Consider the following 16,681-nt stretch of genomic DNA (forward strand, 5'->3'; position numbering starts at 1 on the left):
CGTTCACGGCATGCGACTGATGACGAGAACCCCGAGAGCCCCGAGGGGCCGGAAACGTGCGCGGGTCGGTGCGGCCGTCGGCGTCGTCGTCCTGGTGGCGGCAGGGTGCGGCGACGGGTCTCGCCAGGGGCGCGCGGAAGTGGCCCCGGGGGTCATCCCGTTCACCTCGGCGGTGGTGACCGACCACACGGACGGCGCCTCGACGGTGCGGTGGTCGGCCCCGGGCGCGGGATCGGTCACCGTCTACGCCGAGGGCGAGGGCGAGGGCGAGGGCGAGGGCGAGGGCGAGGGCGGCGGGGAGGGCCGGAAGGAGGGCGAGGGCGGCCGCGTCGCCAAGGGGGAGGCGCGTGACGCGGTCACCCTGCGGTCTGCCGAGCAGGACGGGCGCCGGTGGTTCCGGCTGGTGCCCGACAAGGGCCGCTCCCTGCGGCTCGCGGACCGCTCCCTCGGCCTCGCCTCCGTGCCCAACTTCCGTGACGCGGGCGGATACCGCACGGCGGACGGGCGCTGGGTGGCGATGGGCAAGCTCTACCGTTCGGCGAGCCTCGACCGGCTCTCCGCCGCCGACCGCCGCACACTGCGCCGCCTGGGCATCGACCCCGTACTCGACCTGCGCACCACAGGGGAGGCGCGCAAGCAGCCCGACGCCCTCGGCGAGGGGCAGCGGCCGCGGCGTCTCGACGTGCTGGGCGGCGGTGAGTCCCTCGCCAACACCCAGCCCACCTCGGCGGACCACGCCCGCACCCTGCTGCGGGACTCCTACGAAGACTTCGTCGCCGCGAAGACCGGCCGCGCGGCCTACCGCGACCTGTTCGCTCAGGCCGCGGACCCGGACGGCGAGGCGGTCCTCTACCACTGCACCGCGGGCAAGGACCGCACCGGCTGGGCCTCGGCCGCCCTCCTCACCGCCCTGGGCGTGCCCCGCTCCACCGTCGTGCGCGACTACCTGGCCTCCAACCGCTACCTGACCGCCTACAACCGCCAGGCACGCGCCCAGCTGCCCGACGCGGTGGAGGACGCCTACGAGCCGCTGCTCGGTGTGCGGAAGACCTACCTCGACGCGTCCTTCGCGCGCGTCGACCGCGACTACGGCACCTTCGACCGCTACCTGTCCTCGGGCCTGCGCCTGGCCGACGACGACCTGGCGGCCCTGCGCGACGAACTCCTGGTGGGCGAATCGGAGCCTTGACGGCCGGACGGCCCGTTGGCCCGACATGCCCGTGTGCGGGAGGCGGCCGGGTTCAGCCTCCGATGAAGGCGAGCAGGTCCTGGTGGAAGCGCTCCTTGTCGCCGGGCACCAGGGCGAGACCGTGGGAGCCGCCCTCGTAGACCTTCAGCGTCGCGTCCGGGAGGAGGTCCGCCGCCCTGCGAGCCGTGGCCTGAAGGGGCACGATCCGGTCGTCGTCGCCGTGGACGATAAGGGTGGGCACGGTGAACCGCCGCAGATCCTCGGTGAAGTCCGTGTACTGGAAGGCCGTCACACAGTCGACGCCGGCCTTGATGCTCTGGTGCATGGCCATGTACCAGAAGGCGTCCCTGTTGCCCTGGGTGGCGCGGGAGCCGGGGGCGTCGGCGCTGAAGAACTGCCCGGCCAGCTCCTGCCAGTACTGCGAGCGCTCCCGCAGGATGCCGTTCCTGATGTCGTCGAACGCCTCACCCGGTACGCCCTCGGGGTTGCCGTCGGAGCGCAGCATGGCGGGCGTGATCGCCGACAGCAGCACCGCCTTGCTGACCCGCGCCGCACCGTGCAGCCCGATGTAGCGGGCCAGTTCGCCCCCGCCCATGGAGTGGCCGACCAGCACCACGTCCCGCAGGTCGAGGTGGGTGAGGAGGCAGTTGAGGTCCTCGGCGAAGGTGTCGAAGTCGTAGCCCTCCCAGGGCTGGGCCGAGCGGCCGTGGCCCCGGCGGTCGTGGGCGATGCCGTGGTAGCCGTTCTCGGCGACGAGCTTCAGCTGGTCGTCCCAGGCGTCGGCGTCGAGGGGCCAGCCGTGGATGAAGACGACCGCGGGGCCCTCACCCCAGCTCTTGTAGAAGATCTCCGTACCGTCGCGGGCCGTCACGGTGCTCATGGGCGCCTCCTCGCGCGGGTCACAGACCACGGGTCACGCGTCCCGTACGACGCTAGGCCAAAAGGAGGAGTCCCGCAAAAGGTGCAGGAGTGCTCAAAAGTGTCGGTGGGGCGCGGGTGACCTGGGCGTCACAGGGGCGTCACGTCCGGGAAGCCAGCCGCTCCCGCAGCCAGGCCGCCGCCTCGTCCAGGGCCTCGCGGGCCTCGGGGAGCAGGCCGAAGAAGGCGAGGAAGCCGTGGAAGACACCGGGCGCGGTGCGCTGCCGCGCGCACGGCAGCCGGTCCGCGTAGGCCAGGCCCTCGTCGCGCAGCGGGTCGCACCCGGCGGTCAGGACGTAGGCCGGCGGCATGGCACGCAGCTCCTCGTCCGTGGCCAGTGACGGCGCCGTACACGGGGTGGGGGCGGCGCCCGCGAGGTAGTGGCCCCAGTACCAGCGCATGTCCGAGGTGGTCAGGAAGTACCCGCCGGGGTCGCCGTAGGTCCGCATGGAACCCGTGGCCAGCCGCGGGTCCAGCGCCGGATACACCAGCAGCTGCGCCACCGGCAGGGTGCCGCCCCGCCGCGCGGCGAGCAGGCAGGCCGCGGTGGCCAGCGCGCCGCCCGCGCTGTCGCCCGCGACGGCGATCCTTCCCGGGTCGCCGCCCTCCTCGTCCCGTATCCGCTCGGCGGCCCAGCGCAGCGCCGCGTACGCGTCCTGGACGGCCGCGGGCGCCGGGTGTTCGGGGGCACGCCGGTAGTCGACGGAGACGACCAGCGCGCCGGTCAGGTGGGCGAGTTCGCGGCAGAGCCCGTCGTGGGTGTCCAGATCGCACAGCACCCAGCCGCCGCCGTGGAAGAACAGGAGGGTGGGCGCCCGGCTGCCGGGCGTGTCCGCCGACCGGTAGACGCGGACCCGCACGGTGGTGCCCGCGGCGGCGCCCGGTATCGCCCGGTCCGTGACCGAGGCGAGCGGACGCGGCACACCGGACGACCGCGCCGCCACGCGCCGCTGCTCGCGCACGTCGGTGCCGGGCCCCAGCTCGCCGAACGCCTCGCGCATCGCGTCCACGACCCTGCGCGCCGCCGGCGTCAGCGGATCGTCCACCCGCGCCGCGGACGCCGTCGTCCTCTCGGCCCGCGCCGCCGGCGCTGCCGCGCTCTCCGCCCGCGCCGCCGCTCTCGCGCTCTCCGCCCGCCGCTCGCTCGACGGATCGCCGGTCCTTCGCTCGCTCATCGGGCCGCCAGTCCGCCGTCGACGGCGAACTCCGCGCCGGTCACGTACGAGGAGGCGTCCGAGGCGAGGAAGAGCACCATGCGGGCCACGTCCTCGGGGGTCCCGATACGCCGCATCGGCACGTTGGGGTACGCGCGCTCGCGCGCCCGCTCCCCGCCGCCCGTCACGCCGGCGATCATCGGGGTGTCGATCATGCCGGGGTGGACGGTGTTGACGCGCACGCCGTCGGCGGCCACGTCCAGCGCCGCGGATCTGGTCATTCCGCGCAGCCCGAACTTGGTGGCCCCGTAGGCGGCGTGCCCCGGTATGCCGGCCAGGCCCGCCGTGGAGGAGATGTTGACGACGGAGCCGCCGCCCGCCTCGCGCATCGCGGGCAGCACGGCGCGGACCCCGAGGAAGGGGCCGAGCAGGTTGACGTCGAGGAGCGTGCGGAACCACTCCTCGCTCTCCTCGCCGACCGGCGCCGTGTGCCACAGTGCCGCGTTGTTGACCAGGACGTCGAGACGGCCGTAACGCTCTGTCGCGGTGGCCACGACGCGGTCCCAGTCGGCGGCGCGGGAGACGTCCTGGCGCACGAAGAGCGCCGCGTCCGTGCGGCGCGTCGCGGTGCCGATGGCCGCGGCCAACTCGGCGCCGTCCGCCTCCTGCACGTCGGTGAGTACGACACTGGCGCCCGCGGCGGCGAGAATCCGCGCGTGTGCGGCGCCCTGGCCGCGGGCCGCACCGGTGACGACCGCGACACGGCCATTGAGGTCGTAGGGCGAGTCCGCGCGATCCGCGCGATCCGCGCGATCCGCGGGGAGCTCCGGGGGTGCGGGCTCGTGCGGGGAGGGGCCGGGAGAGGACGCGGACCTCCGCCGGGCCGCCCCGCTCACGCTTCCGCGCCCGCGTCGTGCGTCCGGAACCGGGGGATCACGTGTTCGCCCCACTGCCGGATCGTCTCCATGCACGCCTCCTGCGGCACGGTGCCCATCTGGATCAGGCACATCACCTCGTCCACGCCGATGTCGGCGAGCTGCCGCACGTAGTCGACGGCGCGGGCCGCGTCGCCGTAGGCGTGCTCGGCGTTGAAGGTGCCGGTGTCCACCGGGCGGGCCGGGATGTCGGCCTCGTGCAGCTTGGCGACCAGTTCCTCGCGGTCCTTGGCCATGGCCGCCACGTGGTCGCTGTAGCCGAGGGACTCGGCGTAGGCCGTCGGCGCGGGCGCGTTGCCGTACCAGTGGGCGATCGATTCGGCGAAGAAGCGCTGGCCGCGGGCGCCGAGGCGGAGCGCCAGGTCGGCGTCGTCCAGCACGACCGTGGGGCAGAGCGCCGAGAGGTGGTCGTTGGCGCTGTCGGAGACGAAGCGCTCGCCGCTGCGTGCGGCGCGCGCGTCGTCGTAGACCTTGCGCATCGCGCGGACGTCGTCGGCCCCGGCGAACCCCATCACCAGGGCGCCGATGCCGAGTTCGGCCGCCAGCTTCAGCGTCTCGTGCTTGCTGCACGCCATGAACAGCGGCGGATGCGGGGCCTGTACGGGGCGGGGGAGGACGGCGCCGGGGCCGATGTCGAGCGAGCCGTGCCACTCGAACCGCTCCTCGCGCCAGGCGGCGGAGAAGATCCGCAGCGCCTCCTCCAGCTGCGGATACGTGTCCTCGGGCCGTACCCCGAACATCGACATCTCCTGCTTGGTGGCCCCGCGCCCCGCTCCGATGTCGACCCTGCCGCCGCTGAGGACGTCCAGCATCGCGGCCCGTTCGGCCACCCGCACCGGGTGCTGGTAGCCGAACGGCATGGTCACCACGCCGTGGCCGATCCGGATGCGCCGGGTCCGTGCCGCGACCCACGTCAGGAAGATCTCCGAGGCCGACATGTGTGCGTACTGGGCGAGCGAGTGGTGTTCGACCGCCCAGACGCGGTCGAACCCCATCTCCTCGGCGAAGACGGCCTGCTCGACACAGTCGTGCAGGACCTGCCGCTCTTGGGCGGGCGAGGGGTCCGCCAGCTGCGCTTCAAAGATCATCGAGAACTTCATGGAGTATTCCTAACAGGAATATCTCCCTCGCTGAGCGAGACGTGTCACTGACCGGGACGCGGCCTTACGGGGTCTTACGGGGCCTTGAGGGGGCCTTGAGGACGCGGTCTTACGAGGCGCCGCCTCACGCGGGCGCGGGTCCCCGGGTGCGGGTCCCGAGTTCGACGTCCGGCAGGGTGGGCAAGGCGTCCGCCTCGCGGCACGCCAGGGCCGGTTCGCGGTTCGCGGCCTGGAGTGCCGCGACGGCCGGCCCCGCCCGTACCGCCGCGTGCACACCGGCCAGGCCGTTGCGTTGCTCTCGAACGCCACCCGCCAGGGCTGACCGGCCCGTTCGAGGTTGCCAGTGCGGCGCTCCGGGAACGGCTTGCCCCTCGCGGAGCAGGAGATGGCGCAGGGTGCGGGTCTCGCGCTCGGCTCCCCGCTCGTCCCGGTGGCCGTCGACGTGTCCGTTCCGGTCGGCGGCCTCGCGGCGGCCGGGTCGGCGGGCCTCGCCGCCGCGTTGACCGGCTGCCCGCTGTCCCGCCACCGTCCGGCTCCTCGGTCGCCGGCTCCGGCTGGTCACCAGAGCGGGACGGGGGTGCGGGGGCCCGCCCACTGCCCCTGGCTCACGGAGCCCGACGGCGTAGAGTCGGCGGCCGGGACGGAATCCGGCGGGTGCCGGTACGGAAGGTGCGGTACGCGGCGGCGTACGGCGTACGAAAGGCGTGCGGGGCACGATGGCGGAGGAGAGCACGGGGACGGACGACGCGGCGCCGAAGGGCGGTCGAACCGCCGGGCGACGCCCGCTGCCGCCGACCAGCTGGGCGGTACTGGGGCTGCTCTCCTTCGAACAGGAGCTGTCGGGCTACGACCTGAAGAAGTGGGCCGACTGGTCGCTGAGCTTCTTCTACTGGTCGCCCTCCTTCAGTCAGATCTACAGCGAGCTCAAACGCCTGGAGGGGGCCGGCTACGTCACCTCGCGCAGCGTCCCGCAGGCGACGGGCAACCGCGACAAACGGGTCTATTCGATCACCGACGCGGGTCGGCGTGCCGTACGGGAGTGGGCCCGCGGCGCGGCCGTCGAACCGCCCGTGCTCAAGCACGGCGTGATGCTCCGCATCTGGCTCGGCCACCTCCTGGAGGAGGACCAGGCCCGCGACATTCTGCGTGAACACCAGGCCAACGCCGACAAGATGGTGCACCGTGCCAGGCTGGACGCCGAGGGGGCAGAGAAGGAACCTTCGTGGGCGTACCCGCGGCTGGTGCTGCGCTGGGCGGAGCGCTACTACGAGGCCGAGCGCCGGCTCGCCGAGGACATGCTGGCCGACCTCGACGAACTGGCGCGGGAACGGGACGCGCCAGGCCACGGGGAGCCCGGCACATAACGTCGGCTCACCGCTCCGGCTCGCCACCGCTCCACGCGCGCCACCCTTCCACGCGCGCCACCCTTCCACGCGCGTCACCCTTCCACGTGCGCCACCGCACTCGCGGTGCGTCACCGCACCCGCTCGTAGGTCGTCCTGCTGACCCCCGAGGGGTACTCGCGGGTGGTGACGGGGCGGAACGCCGTCGGGGAGAACGCCCCGTCGAAGAGGGGGATGCCGGCGCAGGCCACGATCGGGTTGCGCTTGATGATCAGCTCGTCGATCTCCCCCAGCAGCGCGGCCGCCAGCTTTCCGCCGCCGACCAGCCAGATGTCGCCCCCCTCCTGCTGCTTCAACTCCCGCACGACCTCGGCCGGGTCGCGGTCCGCCACGATCTCCACGGCCGGGTCCTGGCCGGTCAGGGTGCGGGAGAAGACGATCTGACGCAGGTGCGCGTAGGGGCTGGTGACCCCCTCGTTCAGGCCCGGCTCGTAGCTGCCGCGCCCCATCAGCGCCACCTCGAACCTTCGGTTGGGCCGGTCCGGGAGGCCCAGCGCCGAACGGGCCTGCGTGGGGACGGTCTCGGGCAGCTCCTCCCAGATCGCGGCGGCCAGGTCGTCGAATCCGTCGGGGATGGGGAAGAAGTCGAACTCTCCCTCGGGCCCCGCGATGAAGCCGTCGAGCGTGACGGCGGCGTAGTAGACGAGCTTGCGCATAGGTGCCCCCTGATGGTCAGTTCATCTGGACTACTGCGAGCGCACTGCTTCAGCTGTACTACTTCAATTGCACCACTTCGCTTGCAGTGGTGTGAACGTAGTACTGCAACTACAGTGGTGTCAAGGAGAATCACGTGCGTTCCCGGCGGAGGCAGGAGACCAGTCATGCGGCAGAACACCGAGCGGCGCGCGGCGCTGCTCGACGCGGCCATCGAGGTACTGGCCCGTGAGGGCTCACGCGGGCTGACGCTCCGTGCCGTCGACAAGGAGGCGGCCGTCCCCACCGGCACGGCGTCCAACTACTTCGCCCACCGCGGCGACATGCTCACCCAGGTCATGCGCCGCACCCGCGAACGCCTCACCCCGGACGAGGCGGCGGTGGCCGAACGGATGAGTGCCCCACGCACGCTCGCCCTCGAAGTCGAGTTGATGCACGACGTGGTGGGCCGGATGCGCGCCGACCGCAGCAGCTACCTGGCGATGATGGAACTGCGTCTGGAGGCCACCCGGCGGCCCGAGCTGTACGAGGAGCTGACGGGCTTCCTGCGCGACGAGTTCAACGGCCTGATCGCCTACCACAACGAGATCGGCATGCCGGGCGACGACATGGGCGTCGCCCTCCTCTACCTGGCGATGACAGGCCTGCTCGTGGACGAGATGACGCTCCCCGACATCCTGAGCGCTCCGTACGACGTGGACCGCCTCATCGCGGCGATGGTGCCCCGGGTGTTCGGTGACAGCGTGCCCGGCGCTCACGGGTAGCCCCGAGGCGCCCCGCGCGGCCGCGCGGACCGGACCTCGCCCGGTCGCCGGGGACCTGTACGACCTGTGCCCGCCTCACCGGACGCTCCTCCGCCACCGCAGCGGGCGTCACCCACTGAACTCGGTCAGCGGGGCCCGGGGCGGTGGCAGGCCGCCGTCAGTCCGTGCTGTCGTCGAACCAGGTGTCGAGCACGGAGTCGAGTTCGTCGGACCACGTCTTGACCTGCTTCCGGGAGGCCGCCTCGACTTCGGCGTCGAAGCGGCGGTGCCCTGTCGTGCAGACGCAGATCCGGAAGCGGCGGCCGAACCGGGGGGCGCCGATCTCCACGGCGCCGATCTCGCTCCACTCGAACCCGGCCTCCGCGTCGTCGAGACGAAGCGTCACGCCGCGGCCGTCCACGACGATGGCGGACCGGCGGTCCGCGACCTCGAACGAGGGCCCCTCGAAAGGCTCCTCCTTCTGTTCCTCCTCCTGCTCCTCGTCCTTGTCCGCGTCGCTGTCGGCCTCCGCGTCGGGGTCGGTGTCGGAGTCGGTGTCGGCATCGTCGTGGTCCGCCTCGGCCGGCTCGGCGGGCTCCGTCGTCCGCTCCTCGTCGTCGCTCCCGGTGTCGGGTTTCCGCGACGACGCCGCTCCTTGGCCGGATTCCTTGTCCGCGGCGGCGACGGCGAGGGTGTCGAGGCCGGGGACGTACGTCGGGTCCGTGCCTGCGCTGAGCACGGCGGGCTCGGCTGTGTCAGGTCGTTGCTCCACGAGGCCAGTATGGCGACACGACCTGTGCGTCGTTCAGCGCCCCCTGCCCGCGCTCACGCCGCGTGCGTCCCGTACACCCCGTACGTGCGCCGGAAGTAGAGCAGGGGGCCCGCTTCGCGGGGCTGGTGGAGGGCGGTGACGCGGCCCACGGCGATGGTGTGGTCGCCGCCGGGCAGCTCGGTTTCGACGGCACATTCGACGGAGGCGAGGGCGCCGTCGAGGAGGGGGGCGCCGTTGCGTCCCGGGTGCCAGGCGACGCCGGCGAACTTGTCGCCGCCGCTGACGGCGAACGAACGGGAGAGGGCGTGCTGGTCCTCGGCCAGGATGCTGACGGCGAAGTGGCCCGCTGCCCGGATGCGCGGCCAGCTCGTCGAGGTCCGGGCGGGGGCGAAGCAGACCAGCGGCGGGTCGAGGGAGAGGGAGGCGAAGGACTGTACGGCCATGCCGGCCGGTGCGCCGTCGTCGCCCGCCGCGGTGACGACCGCGACGCCCGTGCAGAAGCTGCTCATGACCTGACGCATCAGCTCGGGGCCGACGGCCACGGCCGCTGCGGCGGACCCGCTCTGGGCGGCCGTCGCGGGGGATGTCGCACTCATTGGGACGCTCGCTTCCGTGGAGACCGATACCTGTGAGAGAGGTATTCCTAATCGAAATACCTCTCCGGGCAATCCGGATTGAAAACCGCCCTCGCCGCCGCGTCAACCCCCGCATCCCGCACGGTGATTCGAAAGGCCCCAGCCATGACCGCACGCGCCGACCGGCCCGTCCGTCCAGCCCGGCCCGCTCACCCCACGCACCCTGTTCCCCCTGCTCACCCCGTCTCCGCCGGTCTTCCGGAGGCCGCCGCCCCGCAGGGACCCGCCCCGCAGGGACCCGGCGGGACGCGACCGCCGGCGACCCTCGCCGAGCTGACCGCCTTCGCCGCGGGCGCTTACCCCGAGCGGGAGGCGCTGGTCGAGTACCCGGACGACGAAGGGGCCGGGAGGGAGGGCGGGGAGGTCCGCTGGAGCTTCGCCACGCTGCGGGCCCACGTCGTACGCAGCGCGAAGGCGGCTCTCGCCCACGGGGTGCGCAAGGGCGACCGGGTCGCCGTGTGGGCCCCCAACTCGCGGCACTGGATCACCGCCGCGCTCGGTGCCGTCAGCGTGGGCGCCGTCCTCGTACCGCTGAACACGCGCTACAAGCCGGCCGAGGCCGCCGACATCCTGCGCCGCTCCCGCGCCCGCTTCCTGTTCACGGTCGGTTCTTTCCTCGGCACCGACTACGCCCGCTCCCTCACCGACTCGGGCGAGCCGCTGCCCGACCTGGAGTCGACGGTCACGCTGCCCACCTGCGAGTCCGCTCCGCCGGGCGGTGGCGCGGAGTGGCCCGCCCTCCCGTACGCCGCTTTCCTCGACCGCGCGGTCGGCGTCGGCGACCGGGAGTACGCCGCACGCGCCGCCGCCGTCACCCCCGACGACCTCTGCGACATCCTCTACACGTCGGGAACCACCGGGCGGCCCAAAGGGGTCGAGATCACGCACGGTCAGACGCTGGAGGCGTTCACCGAGTGGGCGCGGGCGGTCGGACTGCGCGCGGGCGACCGCTACCTGCTCCTCAACCCGTTCTTTCACACCTTCGGTTACAAGGCGGGCGTGCTGGCGTGCCTGCTGACCGGGACGACGATGGTGCCCGAGGCCGTCTACGACGCGGGCCGCGCCCTGCGCCGCGTCGCCGGGGAACGCGTCAGTGTGCTGATGGGGCCGCCGACCATCTTCCACACCCTCATCGACCACCCCGACCGCCTCACCAGCGACCTGTCCTCGCTGCGACTGGCGGGTACGGGAGCAGCCGGGGTACCCGTCGACCTGGTGGCGCGGATCAGGCGGGAGCTGGGCGCGGCGGAGGTGTTCACCGCGTACGGGCTCAGCGAGTCCGCCGGTGTCGCCACCGTCTGTCCCACCTCCGCCGACGCGGCCACCGTGGCGGGCACAGTGGGACTGCCGCTGCCCGGAACACAGGTGCGGATCGTCACCGCCGACGGCACCGAGGCGGCCCCCGGCGAACCGGGGGAGATCCGGCTGCGGGCGCGCCACGTGATGCGCGGCTACTGCGACGATCCCGAGGCGACGGCCGCCGCGCTCGACGCGGAAGGCTGGCTGCGCACCGGAGACGTCGGCCGCCTCGACGAGCGCGGCTACCTCACCCTCACCGACCGGCTCAAGGACATGTACATCGTGGGCGGCTTCAACACCTACCCCGCAGAGATCGAGCATGCGCTGCGCGGCCACCCCGATGTGGCCGACGCGGCGGTGATCGGCGTACCGGACGCGCGCCTGGGCGAGGTCGGCGCGGCCTACGTCGTGCCCCGCGCCGGTGCCGACGCCGCCGCACTGGAGGGGTGCCTCGCCGACTGGGCCCGCGCCCGGCTCGCCAACTACAAGCTGCCCCGTACCGTCACGGCCGTCACCGCGCTGCCCCGCAACGCCTCGGGCAAGGTCCTCAAGAACGTGCTGCGCGCCCGCCACGCGCCCACCGGAGCGGCCGGCCAGGAGCGGTGACGCGTCCGACGGCTGGTGCGGCCATCCGGCCGGCCCCTGCGGGGTCTCCCACCCACCGGGAAGAGCCGTGAGCGCGCACCGCGGCCCGCGCCTAACGTCCCCGCATGAGCCGTATGAACCGTGTGAGCAGCGGCGGCCCGGCGCGCGGCCGGACCGGCGAGGACACCCGAGGGGCCCACACCGACGAGAGCTTCCTGGACGGCACGTCCCGCACCGAAGAGTCGGGCAGGGAGGCGTCCCGTAGCGATGTGTCGCCTGCCGAGGCGCCCGCCACCGAGGCGCCCGCCACCGAGGTGTCCCGCGCCGAGGCGTCCCGTACCTACGACGTCGTCGTCATCGGCTCGGGCGCCGGCGGCCTGGCCGCAGGGGTGACGGCGCGGCTGCGCGGCCTCTCCGTCGTCGTCCTGGAGAAGACGCCGCTGTACGGCGGCACCACCGCGCTCTCCGGCGGCGCACTGTGGATACCCGACACCTTCCACCTCGCCGAGGCGGGACTCGGCGACAGCCGCGCCGCGGGGCGTGCCTACCTGGACGCCACCGTCGGCGACCGCGTGCCGGGCGCGCGCAAGGAGGCGTATCTGGACCAGGGGCCGCGCATGGTGCGCGAGTTCCACGACCGCACCGACGTCAGATTCGTCCACACCGACGGCTACAGCGACTACTACCCCGAGCGCCCCGGCGGCTTCGCACGCGGCCGCTCCATCGAGCCCGAGATCTTCGACCTGAACCGGCTGCCCGCCGCCGAGCGGGCCCTGATGCGCCGCGCCGCACTGCCCACCTACGGGCTCACCCTCACCTCCTACGACTTCCGCTACCTCAACATGGTCACCCGCACCTGGGCGGGCAAGCGCGCCTCCCTGCGCGTGGGGCTGCGCGCCGCCCGCGCCCTGGCCGACGGCAGCAAGCCCATCGCCCTGGGGGAAGCCCTCGTCGCCCGGCTCCGCCACTCCCTCGGCGTCCTGGGCGGCCACCTGTGGCTGGGCGCCCCCATGACGCGGCTGCTGACGAACGAGGCGGGCCGCGTGAACGGCGTACGCGCCCGGCACGACGGGCGGGACGTCACCTTCCGCGCCCGGCGCGGCGTCGTCCTGGCCTCCGGCAGCTTCGCCGGAAACCAGCGGCTGCGGGAGCGCTACCTGCCCTCGCCGACCCGCGCCGCCTGGAGCTCGGCACCCGAGGGCAACGACGGCGACGGCCTGCGGGAGGGCCTGCGGCTGGGCGCGGGTGTGGACCTGATGGAGAAGGTGTGGGGCGCCCCCTCGGTGGTGGTCCCCGGCAGGGAGGCGCCCTTCTTCCTCGTCGCCGACCGCGGCATCCCCGGCATGGCCGTCGTGGACGGGCGCGGCGAGCGGTACGTCAACGAGGCCGCCCCGTACCACGAGTTCGTCGACGCGATGTACGCGCACCGCGAGAAGACCGGTGCCGAGACCGCGCCCTCCTGGCTCGTCCTCGACGCCCGTTCCAAGGCCCGCTACCTGTTCATGGGGCTGTTCCCCGGCCGCCCTTTCCCCCGCGAACTGGTCGGGAGCGGCTTCGTCAAAAAGGCCGGCACGCTGGAGGAACTGGCCGCCGGGATGGGCGTCCCCGCCGACAGGTTCGCCCGTACGATCGCACGCTTCAACACCTTCGCCCGCCAGGGCAGCGACGAGGACTTCGGCCGCGGCGACAGCGCCTACGACCGCTACTACGGCGACCCCACCCTCCCCAACCCCAACCTCGCACCCCTCGCCAAACCGCCCTACTACGCCGTCCCCGTCGTCCCCGGCGACCTGGGCACCAAGGGAGGCCTCACCACCGACGAACACGCCCGGGTGCTCCGCGAGGACGGCAGCGTCCTCGGCGGCCTCTACGCGACGGGCAACGCCTCGGCCGCCGTCATGGGCGAGACCTATCCGGGCCCGGGAGCCACCATCGGGCCGGCGATGACCTTCGCCTACGCCGCGGTCGGCCACATGGCGGGCGGCGCGGCGGACACCGCGCGCGGGTGAGACACAGGCCGTCCCGAACCGTACTGGCTCGTCACGCGGTGGTGCCCTCCCTCTCGGCTTCGCCCGCGACCTTCCGTTCCGTGCGGTCCTGCGTGCCCGCCCTTCCGGCGCGTCCGTGCACCGGCGCCGCGGCGTCCCAGGGGAGCGTCGCACTGAGGCGGAAGTCCGCGCCGTCCCAGCCGTGTTCGAGGGTGCCGCCCGCCAGCTGGGCGCGTTCGGTCAGACCGATGAGGCCCAGACCGGCCCCGGGCACCTCTGCCTGCGGACCGTCGCGGCCCGCCGGATTGCGGACCTCGACGGTCAGGCCGCGCCCCGAGGCGCCGCGCACGGTCACCGAGACGGGCGTCCCGGGCCCCGCGCCGTGCTTGCGCGCGTTGGTCAGCCCCTCCTGGACGATGCGGTACGCGGTGCGGCCCGTCACGGGGGGCGCGTTCCCCAGCCCGCCCGCCACGTCGAGGTCGAGTCTGACGCGGGCACCGGCCCGCCGGGACTCGTCCGCGAGCCGCTCCACGTCGGCGAGCACCGGCTGCGGATGGTCCACCTGTTCGGGCGTCCGCAGCACGCCGATGACCTCCCGCAGGTCCTGCAGCGCCTGGTGCGCGCTCTCCCGGATCACACCCGCCGCCTGTTCCACCTGCGCGGGATCGCCGCGCGGATTGAACTCGAGCGCTCCGGCGTGGACGCTCAGCAGCGACAGCCGGTGGGCCAGGACGTCGTGCATCTCGCGTGCCACGTCCTCGCGGGCCTCGCGCCGCGCGTCGGCCGCCGCGTGCTCGGCCCGCTCCCGGAGCGAGGAGAGCAGCTCCCTCCGGGAGCGGGCATACAGCCCCCAGCCGAGCGCCCCGGCGAGCAGCACGAAGTAGGCGAGTGCGGACTCGGTCCTGGGGTCGCCTGCCGCAGGGCCGCTCGCGAGGATGAACGGCATCGGCGCGTAGGCGAACGCCGCCACCCACGCGGTCACCCGTGGCGGCCTGCTGACCGCGACAGTGAACAGCGCGACGAGGATCGGTCCCGTGACGAAGTGCGAGAACGGCTCGGCCACCAGCAGCACGAATGCGAGCTGCACCGGCCACCGGCGCCGCAGGAAGAGCGCCGCGCAGGCGAGCCCGCCCCGCAGCTGGTCGAGGAAGAGCGCCGTCGGTGAGGTACCCGGGTCGAGGGCGACCGCGTCGGTGCTCAGCACCAGGAAGCACCCGGCGAACAGGAACGCGCCGATGTCCACCGCCCAGTCGCGTGCGCTGCGTCGCCCCGTCCGCCGGACACCGGCGCCGCTGATGTGCTCAGACCCCATGCCGTGCAATCTACGGTCGCCGCCGGGCCACTGTCCCGGCCAGGGCGCAGGCGGAAACCTCGGTAGGGCCGGGTGGCGACTTCGGTAGAACCGGGGCGGAGACTTCGGGAGGACCGAGCGGCGACCTCGGCAGGACACGGGCGCTCCCTCTCGCGGACTTCCGCCGCCCTTTCCGCTCCCGAAGCCCGATCCCCTCAAGCCCCGGCCGCCGCCAGTCTGCGGGTATGAAGAATCTTCTCGGCTTCGTCGCCTTCCTCCTCATCGCGCAGGGAGCGGGCGGCATCGCCCACACGTTCATCGGCTGGTTCGACAAGTGGGCTCTCGTCGACCACCTCGCCTTCCTCGACGGCTACGAGATCTACGTCTGCGTGCTGCTCATCGCCCTTGGCCTCGCGGTCGGCGCCGCCTCGGACGCCGTCGGGCGGCACGAGTGACCCTCCGGGTCCGGCATACCCTGGGATGACGGCCGCAGGCCGCGCCCGTAGTCCCGTGACCGCCCCGCGGTCGCGCATCCGACCAGGAGCAGAACCGTGTACTTCACCGACCGTGGCATCGAAGAGCTGGAGAAGAGGCGCGGCGAGGAAGAGGTCAGCCTCGCGTGGCTGTCCGAGCAGCTGCGGACCTTCGTCGATCTGAACCCGGACTTCGAGGTTCCGGTGGAGCGGCTCGCCACCTGGCTGGCGCGGCTGGACGACGAGGACGACGACGAGGACTGAGGGCGCTGGCGTCGGCGGTCTGAGGGCGTCGGGCGCTCTGTGGACGCTGGTGGTCTGAGGGCGCCGGTGGTCCCAGGGGTGTCGCGGTCCGAGGATGCCCGAGCTTGAGGGCGGCCGGGCCCGCCCTCACTCGCGAGGGGGTTGCGCCTGTCGCGACACACGACATATCGTGTTCATCGAGAGACGCGATATGTCGTTGCCGTGTGCGGAGGCGCCGGCGGGGCGTCGCGCGCCACCGCGATGTGCCGTGGCCGCGCGCCGTGCCGCGTCGCGCGTACGGCAGCGCCGAGCCTGGGGAGGCCGCCGTGCCCGCATCCGACGACCGGTCGTGGCAGATCACCGAGCCGTGGCGGATCGACTTCGACGACCCCGTCACGGAGTTGGACGTGCGCGTGGTGGGCGGGACGGTCAACGTGGTCGGCACCCAGGAGACGGCCACCCGCGTCGAGGTGGGCAAGGTCGAGGGGCCGCCCCTGCTCGTGCGACGTGAGGGCGGCCGGCTGGTCGTCGCCTACGAGGACCTGCCCTGGGGCGGCTTCCTCAAGTGGCTCGACCGCAAGGGCCGACGCCGCAAGGTGGAGGTGTCGGTGCGGGTGCCGGCGGATGCCGCGCTGTCGGTCGGAGTGGTGGGGGCCACCGCCGTCGTCTCCGGCATCCACGGCAGCACGCAGGTGGCCGGTGTCTCGGGTGCGACGACACTCGTCGGACTGCGGGGTCCGGTGACGGCCGAGACCGTCTCGGGAGACATCGAGACCCAGCGGCTGTCGGGGCCGCTGCGCTTCTCCACGGTCTCCGGTGATCTGACGTGCGTCGACGGCGCCCTCGGCGCGATCACCGCCGACTCGGTCAGCGGCGCGATGATCCTCGATCTGAGCTCCTCCCGGGCGGACGCCCCCGCGGACATCCGGCTGAACAGCGTCTCGGGTGAGCTGGCCGTCAGACTGCCCGCCGACGCCGACCTGGCGGTGGAGGCGCAGAGCGCGGGCGGCGGCGCCGTCTCCAGCGCCTTCGACGAGCTGACGACCACTGGCTGGGGCTGCCGCAGGGTGACCGGTGCCCTGGGCGGCGGGCGCGGCACCCTGCGGGCCAACAACGTCTCCGGCGGTGTGGCGCTGCTCCGCCGCCCGCCCGAGGCGGACGGCCCGGGGGAGGGGCCGCATCCCGGCGACCGCGTCGCCGCCGCCCAGGGGGCCGGGGCGGCCGGTGGCGCCCGCTCGCCCGGACCTCCGGGTGGCTCCGCGACCCGTGGCAACCCCTCCTCGCCGAAGGACCTGTGAC

Annotated in this window: 17 protein-coding genes; 8 read left to right on the forward strand and 9 right to left on the reverse strand. The window is 73.4% G+C overall.

What is annotated here, in order from left to right; genetic code table 11:
* The first annotated feature begins 10 nt into the window (after positions 1 to 10).
* Positions 11 to 1,189, forward strand: coding sequence for a tyrosine-protein phosphatase (locus DTL70_RS22975; RefSeq protein ID WP_147266805.1), 1,179 nt, complete (start codon positions 11 to 13; stop codon positions 1,187 to 1,189).
* A gap of 52 nt (positions 1,190 to 1,241) precedes the next feature.
* Here DTL70_RS22975 and DTL70_RS22980 read toward each other — a convergent pair whose 3' ends face one another.
* From DTL70_RS22980 to DTL70_RS33660, 5 genes are all read right to left on the reverse strand, one after another.
* The gene (locus DTL70_RS22980) at positions 1,242 to 2,069 is read right to left on the reverse strand and encodes an alpha/beta fold hydrolase (protein ID WP_114023874.1); all 828 of its coding nucleotides are present in this window, start codon (positions 2,067 to 2,069) and stop codon (positions 1,242 to 1,244) included.
* A gap of 139 nt (positions 2,070 to 2,208) precedes the next feature.
* Entirely contained in the window at positions 2,209 to 3,282 is a 1,074-nt protein-coding gene (locus DTL70_RS22985) for an alpha/beta hydrolase (RefSeq protein WP_245979563.1), read from the reverse strand.
* Entirely contained in the window at positions 3,279 to 4,157 is an 879-nt protein-coding gene (locus DTL70_RS22995) for a glucose 1-dehydrogenase (RefSeq protein WP_114023875.1), read from the reverse strand. The genes DTL70_RS22985 and DTL70_RS22995 overlap by 4 nt, the downstream gene beginning before the upstream one ends.
* Entirely contained in the window at positions 4,154 to 5,296 is a 1,143-nt protein-coding gene (locus DTL70_RS23000; protein ID WP_114023876.1) for an LLM class flavin-dependent oxidoreductase, read from the reverse strand. Before DTL70_RS23000 ends, DTL70_RS22995 begins: the two co-directional genes overlap by 4 nt.
* A gap of 124 nt (positions 5,297 to 5,420) precedes the next feature.
* Positions 5,421 to 5,822, reverse strand: coding sequence for a hypothetical protein (locus DTL70_RS33660; RefSeq protein WP_181861042.1), 402 nt, complete (start codon positions 5,820 to 5,822; stop codon positions 5,421 to 5,423).
* Between the two features lie 190 nt (positions 5,823 to 6,012).
* Here DTL70_RS33660 and DTL70_RS23010 point away from each other — a divergent pair, with 190 nt between their 5' ends.
* Positions 6,013 to 6,660, forward strand: coding sequence for a PadR family transcriptional regulator (locus tag DTL70_RS23010; protein ID WP_114024254.1), 648 nt, complete (start codon positions 6,013 to 6,015; stop codon positions 6,658 to 6,660).
* Positions 6,661 to 6,770: 110 nt separating this feature from the next.
* On the opposite strand, the gene DTL70_RS23015 is transcribed toward DTL70_RS23010, so the two are convergent.
* A complete protein-coding gene (locus DTL70_RS23015; RefSeq protein ID WP_114023877.1) occupies positions 6,771 to 7,355 on the reverse strand; it encodes a dihydrofolate reductase family protein in 585 nt (194 codons plus the stop codon).
* Between the two features lie 165 nt (positions 7,356 to 7,520).
* Here DTL70_RS23015 and DTL70_RS23020 point away from each other — a divergent pair, with 165 nt between their 5' ends.
* Positions 7,521 to 8,117: a TetR/AcrR family transcriptional regulator gene (locus DTL70_RS23020; RefSeq protein ID WP_114023878.1), complete on the forward strand. Its 597-nt coding sequence runs from the start codon at positions 7,521 to 7,523 to the stop codon at positions 8,115 to 8,117.
* A gap of 157 nt (positions 8,118 to 8,274) precedes the next feature.
* Here DTL70_RS23020 and DTL70_RS23025 read toward each other — a convergent pair whose 3' ends face one another.
* A complete protein-coding gene (locus DTL70_RS23025; RefSeq protein WP_114023879.1) occupies positions 8,275 to 8,868 on the reverse strand; it encodes a hypothetical protein in 594 nt (197 codons plus the stop codon).
* A 53-nt stretch (positions 8,869 to 8,921) separates the two neighbouring features.
* Entirely contained in the window at positions 8,922 to 9,464 is a 543-nt protein-coding gene (locus DTL70_RS23030; RefSeq protein WP_114023880.1) for a flavin reductase family protein, read from the reverse strand.
* 144 nt (positions 9,465 to 9,608) lie between these two features.
* Here DTL70_RS23030 and DTL70_RS23035 point away from each other — a divergent pair, with 144 nt between their 5' ends.
* Entirely contained in the window at positions 9,609 to 11,408 is a 1,800-nt protein-coding gene (locus DTL70_RS23035; protein WP_114023881.1) for an AMP-binding protein, read from the forward strand.
* A gap of 104 nt (positions 11,409 to 11,512) precedes the next feature.
* A complete protein-coding gene (locus DTL70_RS23040; RefSeq protein ID WP_245979566.1) occupies positions 11,513 to 13,396 on the forward strand; it encodes an FAD-dependent oxidoreductase in 1,884 nt (627 codons plus the stop codon).
* A gap of 31 nt (positions 13,397 to 13,427) precedes the next feature.
* Here the strand turns inward: DTL70_RS23040 and DTL70_RS23045 are convergent, their stop codons facing one another.
* Complete coding sequence (locus DTL70_RS23045) at positions 13,428 to 14,687, reverse strand: sensor histidine kinase (protein WP_114023882.1); 1,260 nt, start codon at positions 14,685 to 14,687, stop codon at positions 13,428 to 13,430.
* Between the two features lie 224 nt (positions 14,688 to 14,911).
* Here DTL70_RS23045 and DTL70_RS23050 point away from each other — a divergent pair, with 224 nt between their 5' ends.
* The 3 genes from DTL70_RS23050 to DTL70_RS23060 all read left to right on the forward strand — a co-directional run bounded on the left by DTL70_RS23050 (position 14,912) and on the right by DTL70_RS23060 (position 16,680).
* Entirely contained in the window at positions 14,912 to 15,121 is a 210-nt protein-coding gene (locus DTL70_RS23050; RefSeq protein WP_114023883.1) for a hypothetical protein, read from the forward strand.
* A 96-nt stretch (positions 15,122 to 15,217) separates the two neighbouring features.
* Positions 15,218 to 15,403 (forward strand): DUF6104 family protein, encoded by a 186-nt coding sequence (locus DTL70_RS23055; RefSeq protein ID WP_114023884.1) that lies wholly within the window; start codon positions 15,218 to 15,220, stop codon positions 15,401 to 15,403.
* A 305-nt stretch (positions 15,404 to 15,708) separates the two neighbouring features.
* A complete protein-coding gene (locus DTL70_RS23060; RefSeq protein WP_114024256.1) occupies positions 15,709 to 16,680 on the forward strand; it encodes a DUF4097 family beta strand repeat-containing protein in 972 nt (323 codons plus the stop codon).
* Position 16,681: the final 1 nt, after the last annotated feature.

Source organism: Streptomyces diacarni (assembly GCF_003323715.1).
Classification (GTDB): domain Bacteria; phylum Actinomycetota; class Actinomycetes; order Streptomycetales; family Streptomycetaceae; genus Streptomyces; species Streptomyces diacarni.